Genomic DNA, 18,334 nt, shown 5'->3' with positions numbered 1-18,334 from the left:
TGATCCGCAAGGGGAGGGGCCCGCGGATCAGCGCCCAGCGAACGCCACGGGCGATGTCGGTGGCTCCGCATACACTTTCGGAGTGTCGATCCTGAACGCCGTTACGGACCCCTCCTCCACCCCCTCTCCCTCCTTCCACCGCTTCGTCTCCTCGCTCGACGAGTCGTCCTCGAAGCTGGTGGTGAGCGGCGCGCGGGTGCACAACCTGCAGAACGTCGACCTCGAGATCCCGCGCGACTCGATGGTGGTGTTCACCGGTCTCTCGGGCTCGGGCAAGTCCTCCCTGGCCTTCGACACGATCTTCGCGGAGGGCCAGCGGCGCTACGTCGAGTCCCTCTCCGCGTACGCCCGCCAGTTCCTCGGGCAGGTGGACCGGCCGGACGTCGACTTCATCGAGGGCCTCAGCCCCGCGGTCTCGATCGACCAGAAGTCGACGAACCGCAACCCGCGCTCGACCGTCGGCACGATCACCGAGATCTTCGACTACATGCGTCTGCTGTGGGCGCGCATCGGCGTCCCGCACTGCCCCATCTGCAGCGAGCGGATCTCCGCGCAGACCGTGCAGCAGATCGCCGACCAGCTGATGGAGCTCGAGACCGGTACCCGCTACCAGATCCTCAGCCCCGTCGTCTCCCAGAAGAAGGGCGAGTTCGTCGACCTCTTCAAGGAGCTGACCGCGGGCGGCTACTCCCGCGCCATGGTGGACGGGAAGCTCGTCCAGCTGAGCGAGCCGCCGGTGCTCAAGAAGCAGTACAAGCACGACATCTCCGTCGTGGTCGACCGGCTCGTGGCCGGCCCCGACATCCTCGGGCGCCTCACCGACTCGCTCGAGACGGCCCTGCGGCTCACCGACGGCATCGTGCAGATCAACTACGTCGACGGCGAGGGCGACGGCGCCTGGACCACCTACTCCGAGAAGCTGTCCTGCCCCAACAACCACCCGATCTCGCTGACCGAGATCGAGCCGCGGACCTTCTCCTTCAACGCGCCGTTCGGCGCCTGCCCGGAGTGCTCGGGCCTCGGCACGCGCATGTCGGTCGACGACGAGCTGCTGCTCGGCGACCCCGACCTGAGCATCGCCGAGGGCGTCATCATCCCCTGGACCACCCAGGGCAAGGGCTTGTTCCAGTACTACGAGAAGCTGCTCGACGGCCTCTCCCGCGACCTCGGCTTCACGCTCACCACCCCGTGGAAGCGCCTCAGCACCGAGGTGCAGCAGGCCGTCCTCCACGGCGACAACTTCGAGGTCAAGGTCAAGTGGAAGAACCGCTACGGCCGCGAGATGAGCTACACCTCGGGCTTCGAGGGCGTCGTGCCCTACATCGAGCGCCAGTTCGTCCAGGCCGAGACCGACGTCCAGCGCACCCGCTGGTCCGAGTTCCTCCGCGAGGTGCCCTGCCCCGTGTGCAAGGGCTCCCGCCTCAAGCCCGAGGTGCTCGCCGTGCTCGTGCACGGGGCGAGCATCGCGGACGTGGCCGACCTCAGCCTCGGCGACGCCCAGGACTTCATGAGCCGGCTCGAGCTGACCGACCGCGAGGCGCACATCGCCGCGCAGGTGCTGCGCGAGATCCGCGCGCGCATCGACTTCCTCATCGAGGTCGGGCTCAACTACCTCAACCTCTCGCGCGCCGCCGCCTCCCTGTCGGGCGGCGAGGCGCAGCGCATCCGCCTGGCGACCCAGATCGGCTCCGGGCTGACCGGCGTGCTCTACGTGCTCGACGAGCCGAGCATCGGCCTCCACCAGCGCGACAACCGCCGCCTGATCGACACCCTCATCAAGCTGCGCGACCTGGGCAACACGCTGATCGTGGTCGAGCACGACGAGGACACCATCCGCACCGCCGACTGGATCGTCGACATCGGCCCGGGCGCCGGGGTCAACGGCGGCAAGGTCGTGCACTCCGGCTCCTACGAGTCGCTGCTCGAGAACACCCACTCGCTCACCGGCGACTACGTCTCGGGCCGCAAGGCGATCGAGGTCCCGAAGAAGCGGCGGAAGATCGACCGCAAGCGGATGATCAAGGTCGTCGGGGCGAACGCCAACAACCTCCGCAAGGTCGACGCGGAGTTCCCGCTCGGCACGTTCGTCGCGGTCACCGGGGTCTCCGGCTCCGGCAAGAGCACCCTCGTGAACGACATCCTCTACCGCGTGCTCGCCAACCAGCTCAACGGCGCCCGCAAGGTGCCGGGCAAGCACACGCGCGTCACCGGCCTCGAGAACCTCGACAAGGTCGTGCACGTCGACCAGAATCCGATCGGCCGCACGCCGCGCTCGAACCCCGCCACCTACACGGGCGTGTTCGACCGCATCCGCAACCTCTTCGCCGAGACCACCGAGGCGAAGGCGCGGGGGTACCTGCCCGGCCGCTTCAGCTTCAACGTCAAGGGCGGCCGCTGCGAGGCCTGCTCGGGCGACGGCACCATCAAGATCGAGATGAACTTCCTGCCCGACGTCTACGTCGCGTGCGAGGTCTGCGGGGGAGCGCGCTACAACCGCGACACCCTGACCGTGCACTACAAGGGCAAGAACATCGCCGAGGTGCTCGACATGCCGATCGCCGAGGCGGCCGACTTCTTCGAGCCGATCACGGCGATCCACCGCTTCCTCCGCACGCTGGTGGAGGTGGGCCTCGGCTACGTCCGCCTCGGGCAGAGCGCGACCACGCTCTCCGGCGGCGAGGCGCAGCGCGTCAAGCTGGCGACCGAGCTCCAGCGCCGCTCCAACGGCCGCAGCGTCTACGTGCTCGACGAGCCGACGACGGGCCTGCACTTCGAGGACGTCCGCAAGCTCCTCCTCGTCCTCAACGGCCTGGTCGACAAGGGCAACACGGTGATCACCATCGAGCACAACCTCGACGTCATCAAGTCGGCCGACTGGCTGATCGACATGGGTCCCGAGGGCGGCGCCGGCGGCGGACAGGTGGTCGCGGTGGGCACCCCCGAGCACGTGGCGAAGGTCGAGGGCAGCCACACCGGCATGTTCCTCGCCGAGATCCTCGGCTGACGCGAGCGAGAGGCATGGCGCAGACAGTCGACTTCCGGCCGAAGCCGGGGGAGATCCCGACCCTCCCGGGCGTGTACCGCTTCACGGACGCCCGGGGGCGGGTGCTCTACGTGGGCAAGGCCAAGAACCTCCGCGCGCGGCTGAGCAACTACTTCGCCCCGCTGCCGAGCCTGCACGAGCGCACCCGGCGGATGGTCACCTCGGCCTCCGGCGTCGAGTGGACCGTCGTCGGCACCGACGTCGAGGCCCTGCAGCTCGAGTTCACCTGGATCAACGAGTTCGATCCACCCTTCAACGTCAAGTTCCGCGACGACAAGTCCTACCCCTACATGGCGGTGACGCTCGGCGACGAGGCCCCGCGGGTGATGGTCACGCGGAACGCCAAGATCAGGAAGGCCCGCTACTTCGGGCCCTACCCCAAGATCTGGGCGATCCACGAGACGATCGACCTGATGATCAAGGCGTTCCCGATCAGGACCTGCAACGACTCCAACTACAAGCGCGCCATGCAGAGCGGCAAGCCCTGCTTCGCGTCGCAGATCGGCCGCTGCGGCGGGCCCTGCTCCCACCGCGTCACCTTCGCCGAGCACCGCGAGATGGTCGACCGCTTCATCGCCTTCATGGGCAGCCACGACCGCCGGATGATCGGCGAGCTCGAGAAGGAGATGCGCGAGGCCGCGGCGGCGATGGAGTACGAGCGCGCGGGGAAGCTGCGCGATCAGGCCGCCGCCCTCGACGCGGTCCTCGCCAAGAGCGCGGTCGTGCTCAAGGACAACGTGGACGTCGACCTCTACGCGATCGTCCACGACGAGCTCGCCGCCTCCGTGCAGCAGTTCCGGGTCCGCGGCGGGCGCATCCGCGGCGAGCGGGGCTGGGTCGTCGACAAGGAGCTCGACATGAGCACGGCGGAGCTCGTCGACACGGCGCTCCAGGCCGCCTACGAGACCGGCGACGTCCCGCCCCGGGAGGTCGTCGTGCCGGAGCTGCCCGAGGACACCGAGGCGCTCGAGGAGTGGCTGAGCGGACTGCGCGGCACGAACGTGCGCCTCCGAGCGGCCCAGCGCGGAGACAAGGCCGCCCTCCTCGAGACGGCGACGCAGAACGCGAAGCACTCGCTGATGCTCTACAAGACCCGCCGCTCCGCCGACTTCACCGCTCGGACGCAGGCTCTGGAGGACATCCGCGACGCCCTCGGCATGAGCGAGGCGCCGCTCCGGATGGAGTGCTACGACGTCTCCCACCTCAGCGGCACCAACATCGTCGCCTCGATGGTGGTCTTCGAGGACGGGCTCGCGCGGAAGGACCAGTACCGTCGGTTCTCCATCGCGGAGTCGACGGACGACACCGAGTCGCTGCACCAGGTGCTCACCCGCCGCCTCGCGTACCTCCGCGAGCCGGTCGAGCCCGCGGCGGTCGACCCCGAGACCGGCGAGGCCAAGCGGCGCAAGTTCTCGTACCCCCCGCAGCTGCTGATCGTCGACGGCGGCCAGCCGCAGGTCGCAGCCGCGCAGCGCGCGCTCGACGAGTCCGGGGTGACCGGCATCACCCTCTGCGGGATCGCCAAGCGCCTCGAGGAGATCTGGCTGCCGGACTCCGACTTCCCCGTCATCCTGCCGCGCAACAGCGATGCGCTCTTCCTCTTCCAGCGCATCCGCGACGAGGCGCACCGCTTCGCGATCACCCACCAGAGGACGCGTCGCAAGCGCGACATCTCGTCGCAGCTGGCCGAGGTGCCCGGGCTCGGAGGGACGCGAGTTCGCGACCTGCTGAAGCACTTCGGATCCGTCGCCCGGCTCCGCGAGGCGGGCGAGGCCGAGATCGCCGAGGTCAAGGGCATCGGCCCGACGCTGGCGGGCGCGATCCACGCGCACCTGCATCCGGACGGGTCCGCCGTCGGGGGCACGCCCTAGGCTGGAGGCCCGCGCTCCGGGGGAGAGCGGCCGGTGCCCGGCACCGAGGACACGAGCAGACACGAGCACGGAGAGCGCATGAGCACGGAGAGCGAGCAGCAGGACGTGCTGATCGTCACGGGGATGTCCGGAGCGGGCCGGTCCACGGCCGCGAACGCGCTGGAGGACCTCGGCTGGTACGTCGTCGACAACCTGCCGCCGCAGATGCTGCGCCCGCTGGTCGACCTGGCGCAGCGTGCGGGGGACACGCTGCCGAAGATCGCGGCGGTCGTCGACGTCCGCGGACGCGACTTCTTCGAGGACCTCGGCGACATCGTCCGCGAGCTGCGCGCCGGGGTCGACCTCCGAGTGGTGTTCCTCGAGGCCACCGACGCCGCGCTCGTCCGTCGCTTCGAGCAGGTGCGCCGTCCGCACCCGCTGCAGGGCCGGGGGACCCTCCTCGACGGCATCTCCGCCGAGCGGACGCGCCTCGCTCAGCTGCGGGAGTCGGCCGACATCGTCATCGACACCTCGGATCTCAACATCCACCAGCTGGCCACCAGCATCACCGAGCGCTTCGCCGAGGCCGGCCGCGCGGGCCTCCAGGTCACGGTGATGAGCTTCGGCTTCAAGTACGGGCTGCCGACGGACGCCGACATGGTGGCCGACGCGCGGTTCCTGCCGAACCCGTACTGGATCCCGGAGCTGCGTCCGCACACGGGTCTCGACGAAGAGGTGAGAGACTACGTGCTGGCCCAGCAGGGCGCCGAGGAGTTCATCGACTCCTACTCCCGGGCCCTGCGCCCCGTGCTCGACGGCTACCAGCGCGAGAACAAGCGCCACGCGACCATCGCGATCGGCTGCACGGGAGGCAAGCACCGCTCCGTCGCGGTCGCGGGCCGTGTCGCGGCCCGTCTGGCCGAGCTGCCGGGCGTCGCCGTCAACGTGGCGCACCGCGACCTCGGCCGAGAATGATCCCCGCGCGCTCAGCCGCGCACCCGACGTAAGGAAGACTCCGTGGCCCTCACCGCAGACGTCAAGGGCGAACTGGTCGCGATCGTCTCGCGCAAGAACACCGTCCGTGCCGCCGAACTGGCGACCATCCTCCGCTTCTCCGGAGGACTGCACATCATCTCCAACCGCCTCGCGGTCGAGGTCGAGCTCGACTCCGCCCCGCTCGCGACCCGCGTGCGCCGCGACCTCGCCGAGCTGTACGGCGTCCGCAGCGAGGGCAGCATCGTCTCGGCCGGCGGATCCCGGAGGACCACGAGCTGGCTGGTGCGCGTCGTCGAGGGCGGGGACACCCTCGCCCGGCAGACCGGCCTCCTCGACCAGCGGGGCCGGCCCGTCCGCGGCCTGCCCAACCGCCTCACGACCGGCTCCCGCGAGGAGCTCGCCGCCCTGTGGCGCGGCGCCTTTCTCGCCCAGGGCTCGCTGACCGACCCGGGCCGCTCCGCGGCGCTCGAGATCATCTGCCCCGGCAACGAGGCGGCCATGGCGATCGTCGGAGCCGCCGGACGCCTGGGAGTCCAGGCCAAGTCCCGCGAGGTGCGCGGCGTCCACCGGGTCGTCATCCGCGACGGCGAGAGCATCAGCGCGATGCTCACCCTGATGGGCGCGACCGCGACCGTCGCGAGCTGGGAGGAGCTGCGCCAGCGCCGCGAGGTGCGGGCGACCGCGAACCGCCTCGTCAACTTCGACGACGCGAACCTCCGCCGCTCCGCCCAGGCCGCCGTCGCGGCGTGCGCCCGCGTCGAGCGCGCGATGGAGATCCTGGGCGACGACATCCCCGAGCACCTCCGCTACGCCGGGCGCCTGCGCCTCGCGCACCGCGACGCGAGCCTCGACGAGCTCGGCCACCACGCCGATCCGCCGATGACGAAGGACGCCGTCGCCGGCCGCATCCGCCGCCTCCTCGCGATGGCCGACAAGCGCGCGTCCGACCTCGACATCCCGGGCACCGACGCGAACCTCCCGGCAGAGCTGCAGGACCTGTAGGCCCGGCCGCACGGCGCGCCCCGCCCGGCGAACGCTGAGTGTCTCCTGGTCGAACAACGCAAGCCCTCCGAACGCGGAGGGGCCCCCTCGCTAGACTGATCGGGTCGCTCAGGACACTCCCGGCCCTCCTCCTCCGCCTCGCGGAGGACGCCGAGACGCCGGCGGGTCGCACGGGAGCGACGACCACGAACAGGAGATCGCACATGGCTGACTACACGCTCGCCGAACTGCCCTACGACTACTCGGCCCTCGAGCCGAACATCAGTGGGCGGATCATGGAGCTCCACCACGACAAGCACCACGCGACGTACGTGGCCGGGGCGAACACCGCCCTCGCCTCGCTGCAGGAGGCTCGCGACAGCGAGAACCTCGCGAACGTGAACAAGCTCCAGAAGGACCTCGCCTTCAACCTCGCCGGTCACGTGAACCACACCGTGTTCTGGAACAACCTCTCGCCGGACGGCGGCGACAAGCCCGTCGGCGAGCTCGCCGCGGCCATCGACGACAACTTCGGGTCGTTCGACAAGTTCCGCGCCCACTTCACCGCCTCGGCCCTCGGCATCCAGGGCTCCGGCTGGTCGATCCTCGCCTGGGACTCGCTCGGCGAGAAGCTCATCATCGAGCAGCTCTACGACCACCAGGGCAACCTCGCCGCGGCGACCGTCCCGGTCCTCCTCCTCGACATGTGGGAGCACGCCTTCTACCTCGACTACGTCAACGTGAAGGCCGACTACGTCAAGGCGTTCTGGAACATCGTGAACTGGGCCGACGTCTCCGCGCGCTTCGAGAAGGCCCGCGAGAAGACTTCGGGCCTGCTGCTACTGTCGTAGCGATCTCGGCGTCCCGGGCCCCGCGTCCGGGACGCCCTGTCGTCGGCTTCCACCCCTCCACTGCACCGTCGAGGTGCCTTTCCTCACCAGGAGATATCTGTGTCCGTCAAGATCGGCATCAACGGCTTCGGCCGTATCGGCCGTAACTTCTTCCGTGCAGCCCTCGCCAAGGGCAGCGACCTCGAGATCGTCGCGGTCAACGACCTCACCGACAACAAGGCCCTCGCGCACCTCCTGAAGTACGACTCCATCACGGGCCGCCTCGACGCGACCGTCGAGCTCGACGGCGACCGCATCGTCGTCAACGGCAAGCCGATCATCGTCCTCGAGGAGCGCGACCCCGCGAACCTCCCCTGGGGCGAGCTGGGAGTCGACGTCGTCATCGAGTCGACCGGCCGCTTCACCAAGTCGGAGGACGCGCGCAAGCACATCACCGCGGGTGCCAAGAAGGTCATCGTCTCCGCTCCCGCCACCGGCAGCGACGTCGCGACCCTGGTCCTCGGCGTGAACGAGAACACCTACGACCCCGCGACGCACGACATCATCTCGAACGCGTCCTGCACCACGAACTGCCTCGCGCCGCTCGCCAAGGTGCTGCTCGACAACTTCGGCATCGAGCGCGGCCTGATGACCACGGTCCACGCGTACACCGCCGACCAGAACCTCCAGGACGGCCCGCACAGCGACCTGCGTCGCGCCCGTGCCGCCGCCGTCAACATCATCCCGACCTCGACCGGTGCCGCCAAGGCGCTCGGCCTGGTCATCCCGGAGCTCGTCGGCAAGCTCGACGGCTACGCCCTCCGCGTCCCGGTCCCGACCGGCTCGATCACCGACCTCACCGTCGAGCTGACCAAGCCCGCCACCGTCGAGGAGATCAACGCGGCGTACAAGGCCGCCTCCGAGGGAGACCTCAAGGGCATCCTCAAGTACACCGAGGACCCGATCGTCTCGAGCGACATCGTGACCGACCCGCACTCGTCGATCTTCGACGCGGGCCTCACGAAGGTCATCGGCAGCCAGGTCAAGGTCGCCTCCTGGTACGACAACGAGTGGGGCTACTCCAACCGCCTCGTCGACGTCACCGAGTTCGTCGCCGGCAAGCTCTAAGGGCTGCGCGCAGTGACGCTCCGCACTCTGGACTCACTGGGCTCCCTCGCAGGCAAGCGCGTCGTCGTCCGCTGCGATCTGAACGTCCCCCTGAAGGACGGAACGATCACGGACGACGGCCGCGTGCGCGCGTCGGTGCCCACGCTCCAGCGTCTGGTCTCCGAGGGCGCCCGAGTCGTGGTCGTGAGCCACCTCGGGCGCCCCGAGGGGAAGCCCGAGGCGAAGTACAGCCTCGCTCCCGTCGCCGCCCGCCTCGGCGAGCTGCTCGACGCTCCGGTGGCCTTCGCCGAGGACACCGTCGGGGAGGCGGCCTCGGCCGCCGTCGACGCCCTCGAGGACGGCCAGGTCGTCGTCCTCGAGAACCTCCGGTTCAACGCCGGCGAGACGAGCAAGGACGAGGCCGAGCGCCGCACCTTCGCCGAGAAGCTGGCCGCCTACGGCGACGCCTTCGTCTCCGACGGGTTCGGCGTCGTGCACCGCAAGCAGGCGAGCGTCTACGAGCTCGCCGAGCTTCTCCCCAGCGCCGCCGGCACGCTGATCGCGGCCGAGCTCGAGGTGCTGGAGCGGCTCACCGAGAAGCCCGAGCGCCCCTACGCGGTCGTCCTCGGCGGCTCGAAGGTCTCGGACAAGCTCGGCGTGATCGAGCACCTGCTCCCGAAGGTCGACTCGATCCTCATCGGCGGCGGAATGCTCTTCACCTTCCTCAAGGCCCAGGGCCACGAGGTCGGCGCCAGCCTGCTGGAGGCCGACCAGGTCGACACCGTGCTCGGCTACCTCGCGACGGCGAAGGAGCTGGGTGTGGAGATCGTCCTGCCGACGGACGTCGTCGTGGCGTCGGAGTTCGGCCCCGACGCCGAGCACCAGGTCGCCTCGGCCGACGCGATCGAGGGCACGCCCTTCGGTGAGAAGGGCCTCGGCCTGGACATCGGACCGGACACCGCCGCGCACTTCGCCGAGATCATCGCGGCGTCCAGGACGGTGTTCTGGAACGGCCCCATGGGCGTCTTCGAGCTCGAGCCGTTCGCGGCGGGCACCAAGACCGTCGCGCAGGCGCTCACCGAGGTCGACGGTCTCAGCGTCGTCGGCGGAGGCGACTCCGCCGCGGCTGTCCGCGCCCTCGGGTTCCGCGACGACCAGTTCGGCCACATCTCGACGGGAGGCGGAGCGAGCCTCGAATTCCTCGAGGGCAAGCGCCTCCCCGGACTGGAGGTCCTCGGATGGTAGACACCGCCGCCCGCACCCCGCTCATCGCCGGCAACTGGAAGATGAACCTGGACCACCTCCAGGCCATCGCCTTCGTGCAGAAGCTGGCGTGGAGCCTCAAGGACGCCGATCACGACTTCGACGGCGTCGAGGTCGCGGTGTTCCCGCCCTTCACGGACCTCCGGCCCGTGCAGATCCTCGTCGACTCGGACAAGCTGCCGCTCAAGTACGGCGCGCAGGACGTCTCGAAGTTCGACAGCGGCGCCTACACCGGTGAGATCTCGGGTCAGTTCCTGAAGCAGCTCGACTGCGACTACGTGATCGTCGGCCACTCGGAGCGTCGCACGCTCCACGGCGAGACGGACGCGGACATCGCCGCCAAGTCGGCCGCGGCCGTCAATCACGGCGTCGCTCCGATCATCTGCGTCGGCGAGACCGCGGAGGACCTCGAGAAGCACGGCCCGTCGGCCGTGCCGGTCGCCCAGCTGAAGGAGGCCCTCACCGGCCTCCCCGCGGACGCCGACCTCGTCGTCGCCTACGAGCCGGTCTGGGCCATCGGCTCCGGACAGGCCGCGACGCCCGAGCAGGCCCAGCAGGTCTGCAAGGCGCTCCGCGGAGTCGTCGCCGACGTCCTCGGCGCCGACACCGCCGCGAAGACCCGCATCCTCTACGGCGGCTCCGTGAAGTCCGGCAACATCGCCGGCTTCATGCGCGAGCCCGACGTCGACGGAGCACTCGTCGGAGGCGCCAGCCTCCAGGTCGACGAGTTCGCGGCGATCGCGCGATTCCGGAACCACGTCGGGGTCTGAGCTGCTGCGACGAGAGGGCGGGCCCATCGGGCCCGCCCTCTCGTCGTCCACGCCGCTCCCTGCGCGGCGTGGCGCGGTCGGCTTCGCGACGGGGCGCGGTTCCGGGAGCGGGATGCGTCCGGCTACGTCGATCCGCTCGGACGCGGATCGCCGGTTCGCCTCGGAGATCCCACACCGGCATCACGCGTTGGCCGGTCCGGTGCCGTCAGCTCCTCGCGGGGTGCCCTCCGAGAGCGTGGCGCGTTCGGCTCGATCGGTCCGCTGGTACGTGGATCACAGGCTCGCGGTCCGGCGACTGAAGAGGTTGTCGAGGGCACCGCGACGAGGCCACCCGCTCCGCCCCTCGACGGACACTCGTATACATCGCCCCGAACACGGGACGACGCATTCCTCGCGGATTCGCAGGCGCCGTTATACTCGTCGGGGCGCGCAACGCGCCAGAACTTCGAAAGGTACCGCGTGGACATCCTCCAGGTCGTGCTCCAGGTCATCCTGGGCATCACGAGCCTCCTGCTCACCATGCTGATCCTGCTCCACAAGGGGCGCGGCGGCGGACTGTCCGACATGTTCGGGGGCGGAGTCACCTCCAACCTCGGCGCGTCGGGCGTCGCCGAGCGCAACCTGAACCGCATCACCGTGATCCTGGGCGTCGTCTGGCTGGCCTGCATCGTGGTGCTCGGACTCATCACCAAGTTCACCACAGGAGCATAGGGGTACTCGCAATGGCATCAGGCGGCAGTGCAATCCGCGGTTCGCGCGTCGGCGCAGGACCTATGGGCGAGCAGGACCGGGGCTTCCACGCGGAGCGCGTCGCGGTCTCCTACTGGGACGCTCTCGGCAACGAGACGGTGCGCCACTTCTCGGCGGCCCTCCCCGAGGACGAGATCCCCGAGGTGATCGACTCGCCGCAGTCCGGTCTCCCCGCTGGCCGCGACCGGGCGAACCCGCCGCAGGTCGCGAAGACCGAGCCCTACAAGACGCACCTCGCCTACGTGAAGGAGCGCCGCACCGAGGCCGAGGCGGCTCAGCTCCTCGAGGAGGCGCTGCAGCAGCTGCGCGCCCGACGAGGCACCGCGACCCCGTCCTGATCCTCACCGGACGACGAACGACGGAAGGCCCGCCCCCTCGGGGGACGGGCCTTCCGTCGTTTCCGGACCGTGCTCAGTAGCTCGGAGCGATGAGCGACTCGGGGACCTCGGCCGCTGCCTCCTGGTCGACGAAGAACACCGTGCGCTTGCGGCCGAACGCGCCCGACGCGGGCACCTCGTTCGTGCTGGCACCCGCGAGCGCGAGGCCCAGGGCCGAGGCCTTGTCGGCGCCGGCGAGCACCATCCAGATGCGGTCCGACTGGTTGATCAGCGGCAGCGTGAGGGTGAGGCGCTCGGGCGGCGGCTTCGGCGAGTTGCGGACAGCGAGGACGCCGGGCGTCGTGGAGCGGATCGCGGAGCGCTCGGGGAACAGCGACGCGATGTGCCCGTCCGGCCCGACGCCGAGGAAGGTGATGTCGAAGCGCGGGTAGTCGCGCCCCTCGGAGGCGTGCTCGCGCAGCTCCGCGTCGTAGGCAGCGGCGGCGCCGTCGAGGTCCAGGCCCTCGTCCGAGGCCGGGTAGGAGTGCACGTTCGCCGCCGGCACATCGAGGACGCTGAAGAGGTCCCCGGCCTGGACGTCGTTGCGGTCCTCGTGGCCGCGGGGCACCCAGCGCTCGTCGCCCCACCAGAAGTGCACGCGCGACCAGTCCACGTTGCCGGCGGCGGAGGAGGAGCCGATCTCCTTGAGCGTGGCGGCTCCCATCGTCCCTCCGGTGAGCACGACGTTCGCCGAACCCAGGTCGTCGAGGACGTCGATCGTCTTGGTGAGGAACCGGGCGGCGACCGAGCCGGCGAGGGTCTGCTTGTCGCGGTGGACCAGCACGCGGCGTTCGGTGGTCATCTCAGGGGACTCCTTCGGGTTCGGGTGCCGATCGGCGGGGTTCGGCTCCGTGTCGGGAAGCTCTGAGGTGTGGGCGCCCTGGACGGGCGCCCACACCTCAGGAGGCGCTGCGGGCCTCGGCCTTCTCAGTGAGCATGTCGACCCCGCGCGAGATCACTTCACCGTACAGGTCATCCGGGTCGAGTCGGCGCAGCTCCTCCGCCAGGCAGTCCCGGAGGCTGCGGCGGGGGAGCGAGATGTCGTGGACCGGCTGATCGGGCTGAGTGAGCGTCGCGACGTTGGGCACCGAGCGCTCGAGCTCGATCACTCCGGAGTCGCGGATGAGCCGCACGCCGTGGATCCCGCTGGACCCGGTGGCGCTGATCGTGAGCTCATGGTCGACGGGGATGTCGAGCTCGAGCTGCAGCCAGGCGGCGAGCAGGATCGTCGAGGGCGAGTCGGCCGCGCCCGAGACCTCGACGGCCGTGATCGGCTCGTAGGGCGGCTGGTCGAGCACGGCGGCGAGCTGCGCGCGCCAGAGGGTGAGGCGGGTCCAGGCGAAGTCGGTGTCGCCGGGGGCGTAGGTGGAGGCGAGGTGGTGCAGCGCCTCCGCCGGGTTCGACTGGGCCGACGCGTCGGTGATCCGCCGGGTGGCGATCCGGCCGATCGGGGACGCGGAGGCGTTGTCCGGAGCGCTGTTCGGCCACCAGGCCACGACGGGGGCGTCGGGGAGGAGCAGGCCCGTGACCAGGCTCTCCTCGTCCTCGGCCGCGTCCCCGTAGGGACGGAGCACGACGACCTCGCTCGCGCCGGCGTCGCCTCCGACCCGGATCTGCGCGTCGACCCGCGCCGTCGCGTCGACCGGGACCGTGGTGGTGCCGTCGTCCTTCGAGACCACGATGACGCGCATCGGGTGCTCGCGGGACGCGTCGTTCGCGGCTTCGATGGCCTCCTCCTCGTGACCCCGGGAGGTCGCGATGATGAGGGTGAGGACGCGGCCGAGGGCGACGGCGCCGCCCTCCTCGCGGATCTTGACGAGGGTCTTCGAGACCTCGCTCGTCGTGGTGTCGGGCAGATCGACGATCATGGACGCCTCCAGGTGCGGCCGTCGCGGGCGAGGAGCTCGTCGGCGGAATCGGGGCCCCATGTTCCGGGGCGGTACTGCTCGGGCTGGCCCTGCGTGGCCCAGAACTCCTCGATCGGGTCGAGGATCTTCCAGGACAGCTCGACCTCCTCGTGCCGGGGGAAGAGCGGCGGCTCGCCCAGGAGGACGTCGAGGATGAGGCGCTCGTAGGCCTCGGGACTCGCCTCGGTGAACGCGTGGCCGTAGCCGAAGTCCATCGTCACGTCGCGCACCTGCATGCCGGCGCCGGGCACCTTCGAGCCGAATCGCATGGTGACGCCCTCGTCGGGCTGGACGCGGATGACGAGCGCGTTCTGGCCCAGCGACGTGGTCTGGCTCTCGGCGAAGAGTTGCTGCGGTGCCCGCTTGAACACGACCGCGATCTCGGTGACGCGGCGGCCGAGGCGCTTGCCGGCCCGCAGGTAGAACGGCACGCCGGCCCAGCGTCGAGTGCCGATGTCCAGGCGCATGGCGGCGTAGGTCTCGGTGGTCGAGGTGGGGCTCATGCCGTCCTCCTCGAGGAAGCCGAGCACCTTCTCGCCGCCCTGCCAGCCGCCGGCGTACTGCCCGCGGGCGGTCGCGGTGGAGAGGTCGGCGGGGAGGCGGACGGCCGCGAGGACCTTCTCCTTCTCCGCACGGAGGTCGGCCGCGTCGAACGAGATCGGCTCCTCCATGGCGGTCAGGGCGAGCAGCTGCAGCAGGTGGTTCTGGATGACGTCGCGCGCCGCTCCGATGCCGTCGTAGTAGCCCGCGCGCCCGCCCACGCCGATGTCCTCGGCCATGGTGATCTGCACGTGGTCGACGTAGTTCGAGTTCCAGAGCGGCTCGTACATCATGTTGGCGAAGCGGAGGGCCAGGATGTTCTGGACCGTCTCCTTGCCGAGGTAGTGGTCGATCCGGAAGACGGAGTCGGGCGGGAAGACCGACTCGACGACGTCGTTCAGCTCGCGGGCCGTCTTCAGGTCGCTGCCGAACGGCTTCTCGATGACGACGCGGCGCCACTGGCCGTCCTTCTGCTCGGCGAGGCCGGAGCTGCGCAGCTGCTCGGTGACCTGCGGGAAGGACTTCGGGGGGATCGAGAGGTAGAAGGCGAAGTTGCCGTTCGTGCCGCGCTCGCGGTCGAGGTCGTCGACGGTCGTCTTCAGGCGGGCGAACGCCTCGGGGTCGTCGAACTCGCCCTGCACGAACCGGATGCCCTGCGCGAGCTGCGCCCAGACCTCCTCGTGGAACTCGGTGCGGGCGTGCTTCTTCACGGAGTCGTGGACGACCTGCTCGAAGTCCTGGTCGTCCCAGTCGCGCCGGGCGAATCCGACGAGGGCGAAGCCGGGAGGCAGGAGGCCGCGGTTGGCGAGATCGTAGACCGCGGGCATGAGCTTCTTGCGGGAGAGGTCGCCGGTCACGCCGAAGATGACGAGGCCGCTGGGCCCGGCGATCCGGTTCAACCGGCGGTCGAAGCTCAACCTCAGCGGGTTGAACTCGGGGGTGATGTCCACAGACATGTGCAGTGTCCTTCTGTGTGCCGGTGGGACCGGCGCACTGCTATCGGTGAGGGAGGGGGAGGAGCGGGCGGGCCCGGCTGCTGCCCCGGGAAGTGGTCGCGGGACGACCGCGGGCACGCCGCCGCGCGCTCGAGAGCGCAACGGCGGCGTGCCCGTCGGATCAGGTGTTGAGGGCCTCGAAGAGCGCCTCGAGGTCGGCCTCGGGGTCGGTCAGCGTGAGGGTCAGCACCGGCCGGCCGTGCTCGGCGAGCACGCTCGCGTCGCCGGCGGCCTGCGCCAGGATGAGCTGGCCGAAGGTGAACGGGCTGTCCGGGATCTCGAGGTCCACGTCGGAGCGCTCGGTGATCTGGAGGAACACGCCGGTCGGCGCGCCGCCCTTGTGGTACTGCCCGGTCGAGTGCAGGAAGCGCGGGCCCCACCCGAAGGTGACGGGGCGCTGGGCCTGAGCGGCGAGGAGGTCGCGCACGCCCTCGAGCTGCGGGAGCGCGAGGCGGTCGACGTACGCCTGGATCGAGACGTAGCCGCCGTCGCCCAACTGAGCGAGGAGGCGGTCGACAGCAGCGGCGACGGTCGAGACGCCCTCGGTGACGCTGCTGCTGCCGGTGACCTCGATGCCCGCGTCGGTGAACGCGGGCGCCTCGGGCTCGGGGCGCTTCTCGAGCAGGGCCCGGGTCGCGACCTTCGCCGACTCGACGTCGGGCTGGTCGAACGGGTTGATGCCCAGGAGGCGACCCGCGACGGCGACGGCGTACTCCCACGTCAGCATCTGAGCGCCGAGCGAGCCGGAGAGGAGGATCTCGCCCTCGTGGCGGTCGCGCGGGAACAGGTGCAGCGCCGTGGCGTCCTCGACCAGGCGGACGACCTGCACGTCGGGCAGGTCCTCCGAGAGCTCGGGGGCCAGCGTGCCGAGGACGACGGGGAGGATGCCCGTGCCGTCCTTGCCGGTGGACTCGGCGATGAGCTGCTCCGCCCAGTCGGCGAAGCCGACGATGTCGGTCCCGTCGGCCACGATCGCGAGCTTGTCGCGGCGCGGGCTGGTCGCGGCGATCGCCGCTCCGAGGATCAGGCCCGGGTTCTCGGGGGAGTCCACGGCGAGCCCGAGGGAGGCCTCGGCCGCCTCGTCGAGGAGGGCCTCGATGTCGGCGCCGGCGAGCCCGGACGGCACGAGGCCGAACGCGGAGAGCGCCGAGAAGCGCCCGCCGATGTTCGGGTCGGCGTTGAACACGCGGTAGCCGGCCTCGCGGGAGGAGGTGTCCAGGGGCGAGCCCGGGTCGGTCACGATGACGATGCGGTCGAGCGGATCGATGCCCGCCTCCGTGAACGCCTTCTCGTAGGCCTTCTTCTGGCTCGCGGTCTCGACGGTCGAGCCGGACTTCGAGGAGATGACGACCGCGGTCGACGCGAGCCGGTCGTTCAGGGCCGCGAGCACCTGGCCGGGCGCCGTCGAGTCGAGCACGGTGAGCTCGACGCCGGCGGTGCGGGTGATGACCTCGGGCGCGAGCGAGGAGCCGCCCATGCCGCCGAGGACGATGTGGTCGACGCCCTTGGCCTGGAACTCCTCGCGCAGGGCGAGGATCTGGGGGATCAGGGGGCGGGAGACGGTGGTCGACTCGGTCCACCCGAGGCGCTTGGCCGCCTCCTCCTCCGCCGCGGCGCCCCACAGGGTGGGGACCTGGGCGGTGATGCCGGACGCGACCTCGTCGGCGACGAGCTCCGGGACGACGCGGTCGACGGCCTTCTCGGCGTCTCCGCTGACGTGGATCTGGATGGCCATGATCAGGCCTGCGCCTTCGCGCCCTCGAGCGCCGCGGTGACGGTGTCGAGCAGCTCGTTCCAGGAGACGATGAACTTCTCCACGCCCTCCTTCTCGAGCAGCTCGGTGACGTCGGCGTACGAGACGCCCTGCGCCGCGACGGCGTCGAGGACGGCGTTCGCGTCGGCGTACGAGCCGGTGACGGTATCGCCGGTGATGACGCCGTGGTCGAAGGTCGCCTCGAGGGTCTTCTCGGGCATCGTGTTGACCACGCCGGCCGCGACGAGCTCGGTCACGTAGAGGGTGTCGGGGAGGTCGGTCGACTTGACGCCGGTCGAGGCCCAGAGGGGGCGCTGGCGGTTGGCGCCGGACTCCTGGAGCAGCAGGGCGCGCTCGGTGGCGAACGCCTCGACGAAGACCTCGTAGGCCAGCTGCGCGTTGGCGACGCCGGACTTGCTCTTGAGGGCGCGGGCCTCGTCGGTGCCGACGGCCTCGAGGCGCTTGTCGATCTCGGTGTCGACGCGCGAGACGAAGAACGAGGCGACGGAGTGGATGGTCGACAGGTCGATGCCGGCGTCCTTGGCCTTCTCGAGGCCGGCCAGGTACGCGTTGATGACGGCGCGGTAGCGGGCGAGCGAGAAGATCAGGGTGACGTTCACCGAGATGCCGGAGCCGATGACCTCCGTGATGGCCTCGAGGCCCTCGACGGTCGCGGGGATCTTGATCATCGCGTTGGGGCGGTCGACCTTGGCCCAGAGGGCCTTGGCCTGCTCGATGGTGCCCTGGGCGTCGTGCGCCAGGCCGGGCTCGACCTCGATCGACACGCGGCCGTCGTAGCCGTTGGTCGCGTCGTAGATCGGGCGGAAGATGTCGGACGCCGCGGCGACGTCGTCGGTGGTGATCTCGAAGACGGCGTCGGTCACCGAGGTGCCGGCGGAGGCGAGCTCGCGCACCTGGGCGTCGTAGGACTCGCCGTTGGTCAGGGCCGCGGCGAAGATCGTGGGGTTCGTGGTGACTCCGACGACGTTCTTCTCCTCGATGAGCTTCTGCAGCCCTCCGGTGGAGATGCGCGAGCGGGAGAGGTCGTCGAGCCAGATGCTGACGCCGGCGGCGGAGAGCTCTGCGGTGGGGGTGTTCTCGGTCATGTCTCTTCTTCTTCTGCGTAGGTGGTGCGTGGTGTGAGGGGGAGCCGCTGCTCCGACGGCGAAGGC

15 protein-coding genes are annotated in these 18,334 nt (G+C 70.3%); 10 read left to right on the top strand and 5 right to left on the bottom strand.

From position 1 onward, the window contains the following. Positions 1-178: 178 nt before the first annotated feature. From uvrA to C5B98_RS05040, 10 genes are all read left to right on the top strand, one after another. Positions 179-3,004, top strand: coding sequence for an excinuclease ABC subunit UvrA (gene uvrA, locus C5B98_RS05085; protein ID WP_244229661.1), 2,826 nt, complete (start codon positions 179-181; stop codon positions 3,002-3,004). 14 nt (positions 3,005-3,018) lie between these two features. Then, positions 3,019-4,914 carry an excinuclease ABC subunit UvrC gene (uvrC, locus tag C5B98_RS05080; protein WP_104221903.1) on the top strand — a complete coding sequence of 632 codons (1,896 nt, stop codon included), beginning with the start codon at positions 3,019-3,021 and terminating at the stop codon, positions 4,912-4,914. A 78-nt stretch (positions 4,915-4,992) separates the two neighbouring features. Further along, positions 4,993-5,868 (top strand): RNase adapter RapZ, encoded by an 876-nt coding sequence (gene rapZ, locus C5B98_RS05075; RefSeq protein ID WP_097166020.1) that lies wholly within the window; start codon positions 4,993-4,995, stop codon positions 5,866-5,868. 42 nt (positions 5,869-5,910) lie between these two features. Beyond that, complete coding sequence (gene whiA / locus C5B98_RS05070; RefSeq protein WP_104221905.1) at positions 5,911-6,891, top strand: DNA-binding protein WhiA; 981 nt, start codon at positions 5,911-5,913, stop codon at positions 6,889-6,891. A 203-nt stretch (positions 6,892-7,094) separates the two neighbouring features. After that, the gene (locus C5B98_RS05065; protein WP_104221907.1) at positions 7,095-7,721 is read left to right on the top strand and encodes a superoxide dismutase; all 627 of its coding nucleotides are present in this window, start codon (positions 7,095-7,097) and stop codon (positions 7,719-7,721) included. A gap of 99 nt (positions 7,722-7,820) precedes the next feature. After that, the gene (gap, locus tag C5B98_RS05060; RefSeq protein WP_104221909.1) at positions 7,821-8,828 is read left to right on the top strand and encodes a type I glyceraldehyde-3-phosphate dehydrogenase; all 1,008 of its coding nucleotides are present in this window, start codon (positions 7,821-7,823) and stop codon (positions 8,826-8,828) included. Positions 8,829-8,840: 12 nt separating this feature from the next. Next, the gene (locus C5B98_RS05055; RefSeq protein ID WP_104221911.1) at positions 8,841-10,052 is read left to right on the top strand and encodes a phosphoglycerate kinase; all 1,212 of its coding nucleotides are present in this window, start codon (positions 8,841-8,843) and stop codon (positions 10,050-10,052) included. Next, entirely contained in the window at positions 10,046-10,840 is a 795-nt protein-coding gene (gene tpiA / locus C5B98_RS05050; protein WP_104221913.1) for a triose-phosphate isomerase, read from the top strand. The genes C5B98_RS05055 and tpiA overlap by 7 nt, the downstream gene beginning before the upstream one ends. Positions 10,841-11,299: 459 nt before the next feature. Beyond that, the gene (gene secG, locus C5B98_RS05045; RefSeq protein ID WP_104221915.1) at positions 11,300-11,551 is read left to right on the top strand and encodes a preprotein translocase subunit SecG; all 252 of its coding nucleotides are present in this window, start codon (positions 11,300-11,302) and stop codon (positions 11,549-11,551) included. An 11-nt stretch (positions 11,552-11,562) separates the two neighbouring features. Then, entirely contained in the window at positions 11,563-11,928 is a 366-nt protein-coding gene (locus C5B98_RS05040; protein ID WP_055791968.1) for an RNA polymerase-binding protein RbpA, read from the top strand. Positions 11,929-12,001: 73 nt separating this feature from the next. On the opposite strand, the gene pgl is transcribed toward C5B98_RS05040, so the two are convergent. The 5 genes from pgl to tal form a co-directional block, all read right to left on the bottom strand. Next, a complete protein-coding gene (gene pgl, locus C5B98_RS05035; protein WP_104221917.1) occupies positions 12,002-12,769 on the bottom strand; it encodes a 6-phosphogluconolactonase in 768 nt (255 codons plus the stop codon). Positions 12,770-12,866: 97 nt separating this feature from the next. Then, the gene (locus C5B98_RS05030) at positions 12,867-13,835 is read right to left on the bottom strand and encodes a glucose-6-phosphate dehydrogenase assembly protein OpcA (RefSeq protein WP_104221919.1); all 969 of its coding nucleotides are present in this window, start codon (positions 13,833-13,835) and stop codon (positions 12,867-12,869) included. Continuing rightward, a complete protein-coding gene (gene zwf / locus C5B98_RS05025) occupies positions 13,832-15,370 on the bottom strand; it encodes a glucose-6-phosphate dehydrogenase (protein ID WP_104221920.1) in 1,539 nt (512 codons plus the stop codon). The genes C5B98_RS05030 and zwf overlap by 4 nt, the downstream gene beginning before the upstream one ends. A gap of 160 nt (positions 15,371-15,530) precedes the next feature. Next, positions 15,531-17,144, bottom strand: coding sequence for a glucose-6-phosphate isomerase (locus C5B98_RS05020; RefSeq protein WP_104221922.1), 1,614 nt, complete (start codon positions 17,142-17,144; stop codon positions 15,531-15,533). A gap of 2 nt (positions 17,145-17,146) precedes the next feature. Continuing rightward, positions 17,147-18,268 carry a transaldolase gene (tal, locus tag C5B98_RS05015; protein WP_104221924.1) on the bottom strand — a complete coding sequence of 374 codons (1,122 nt, stop codon included), beginning with the start codon at positions 18,266-18,268 and terminating at the stop codon, positions 17,147-17,149. Positions 18,269-18,334 lie beyond the last annotated feature (66 nt).

Origin of the sequence: Rathayibacter sp. AY1A5, from assembly GCF_002930875.1 — a bacterium.
Classification (GTDB): Bacteria; Actinomycetota; Actinomycetes; order Actinomycetales; family Microbacteriaceae; genus Rathayibacter.
This window is presented reverse-complemented; position numbering and strand designations above follow the sequence as displayed.

Coding starts and splice junctions, on each gene's coding strand:
- C5B98_RS05040 (WP_055791968.1), top strand. CDS start 11,563: ATGGCATCAGGCGGCAGTGCAATCCGCGGTTCGCGCGTCGGCGCAGGA.
- tpiA (WP_104221913.1), top strand. CDS start 10,046: ATGGTAGACACCGCCGCCCGCACCCCGCTCATCGCCGGCAACTGGAAG.
- uvrC (WP_104221903.1), top strand. CDS start 3,019: ATGGCGCAGACAGTCGACTTCCGGCCGAAGCCGGGGGAGATCCCGACC.
- C5B98_RS05020 (WP_104221922.1), bottom strand. CDS start 17,144: ATGGCCATCCAGATCCACGTCAGCGGAGACGCCGAGAAGGCCGTCGAC.
- tal (WP_104221924.1), bottom strand. CDS start 18,268: ATGACCGAGAACACCCCCACCGCAGAGCTCTCCGCCGCCGGCGTCAGC.
- C5B98_RS05030 (WP_104221919.1), bottom strand. CDS start 13,835: ATGATCGTCGATCTGCCCGACACCACGACGAGCGAGGTCTCGAAGACC.
- pgl (WP_104221917.1), bottom strand. CDS start 12,769: ATGACCACCGAACGCCGCGTGCTGGTCCACCGCGACAAGCAGACCCTC.
- rapZ (WP_097166020.1), top strand. CDS start 4,993: ATGAGCACGGAGAGCGAGCAGCAGGACGTGCTGATCGTCACGGGGATG.
- zwf (WP_104221920.1), bottom strand. CDS start 15,370: ATGTCTGTGGACATCACCCCCGAGTTCAACCCGCTGAGGTTGAGCTTC.
- C5B98_RS05065 (WP_104221907.1), top strand. CDS start 7,095: ATGGCTGACTACACGCTCGCCGAACTGCCCTACGACTACTCGGCCCTC.